The sequence below is a fragment of the Streptomyces sp. NPDC056738 genome, from assembly GCF_042790435.1.
Lineage (GTDB): Bacteria > Actinomycetota > Actinomycetes > Streptomycetales > Streptomycetaceae > Streptomyces.
Window position 1 is genome coordinate 1,610 of sequence record NZ_JBHTZF010000035.1, and the last position, 1,779, is coordinate 3,388.

A 1,779-nucleotide genomic window follows, 5' to 3' on the forward strand; every position below is an offset into this window, starting at 1 on the left:
ATGGGTGGAACGTTGATTATTCGGCACTTTCAGTCATCTCGGGCTGCCAGTACTGCTCTTCGGAGCGTGGAAAGCTGATCACGAGTGGCGAGAGTGTCGGGCACGTTGTTGGGTGTCTGAGGGTACGGCCGATAAGGCTGCCTTCAGTGCCGGCCCCAGTGAACTCCGGTTTCGACCGGGGGTGATGGGTGGTTGGTCGTTGTTTGAGAACTGCACAGTGGACGCGAGCATCTGTGGCCAAGTTTTTAAGGGCGCACGGTGGATGCCTTGGCACCAGGAACCGATGAAGGACGTGGGAGGCCACGATAGTCCCCGGGGAGCCGTCAACCAGGCTTTGATCCGGGGGTTTCCGAATGGGGAAACCCGGCAGTCGTCATGGGCTGTCACCCATACCTGAACACATAGGGTATGTGGAGGGAACGCGGGGAAGTGAAACATCTCAGTACCCGCAGGAAGAGAAAACAACCGTGATTCCGGGAGTAGTGGCGAGCGAAACCGGATGAGGCCAAACCTCAAGCGTGTGAGACCCGGCAGGGGTTGCGCTTGGGGGGTTGTGGGATCTCTCTTTCACAGTCTGCCGGCTGTGAGGCGAGTCAGAAACCGTTGATGTAGGCGAAGGACATGCGAAAGGTCCGGCGTAGAGGGTAAGACCCCCGTAGTCGAAACATCAACGGCTCGTTTGAGAGACACCCAAGTAGCACGGGGCCCGAGAAATCCCGTGTGAATCTGGCGGGACCACCCGCTAAGCCTAAATATTCCCTGGTGACCGATAGCGGATAGTACCGTGAGGGAATGGTGAAAAGTACCGCGGGAGCGGAGTGAAATAGTACCTGAAACCGTGTGCCTACAAGCCGTGGGAGCGTCGGACATCAAGCTTGCTTGGTGTCTCGTGACTGCGTGCCTTTTGAAGAATGAGCCTGCGAGTTTGCGGTGCGTTGCGAGGTTAACCCGTGTGGGGAAGCCGTAGCGAAAGCGAGTCCGAATAGGGCGATTCAGTAGCGCGCTCAAGACCCGAAGCGGAGTGATCTAGCCATGGGCAGGTTGAAGCGGCTGTAAGAGGTCGTGGAGGACCGAACCCACCAGGGTTGAAAACCTGGGGGATGACCTGTGGTTAGGGGTGAAAGGCCAATCAAACTCCGTGATAGCTGGTTCTCCCCGAAATGCATTTAGGTGCAGCGTCGTGTGTTTCTTGCCGGAGGTAGAGCACTGGATAGGCGATGGGCCCTACCGGGTTACTGACCTTAGCCAAACTCCGAATGCCGGTAAGTGAGAGCGCGGCAGTGAGACTGTGGGGGATAAGCTCCATGGTCGAGAGGGAAACAGCCCAGAGCATCGACTAAGGCCCCTAAGCGTACGCTAAGTGGGAAAGGATGTGGAGTCGCAGAGACAACCAGGAGGTTGGCTTAGAAGCAGCCACCCTTGAAAGAGTGCGTAATAGCTCACTGGTCTAGTGATTCCGCGCCGACAATGTAGCGGGGCTCAAGCGTACCGCCGAAGTCGTGTCATTGCAGCAATAGGGCCAACGCCCGCTGTGATGGGTAGGGGAGCGTCGTGTGCCGGGTGAAGCCGCGCCGGAAGGCAGTGGTGGACGGTTCACGAGTGAGAATGCAGGCATGAGTAGCGATACACACGTGAGAAACGTGTGCGCCGATTGACTAAGGGTTCCTGGGTCAAGCTGATCTGCCCAGGGTAAGTCGGGACCTAAGGCGAGGCCGACAGGCGTAGTCGATGGATAACCGGTTGATATTCCGGTACCCGCTGTGAAGCGTCAAACATCGA

General features: G+C 57.5%; 1 rRNA gene. It reads left to right on the top strand.

Annotated features, from left to right (window positions below):
• Nucleotides 1-235: 235 nt before the first annotated feature.
• Nucleotides 236-1,779 (top strand): 23S ribosomal RNA (locus tag ACFRIC_RS41955); the annotation flags it as partial.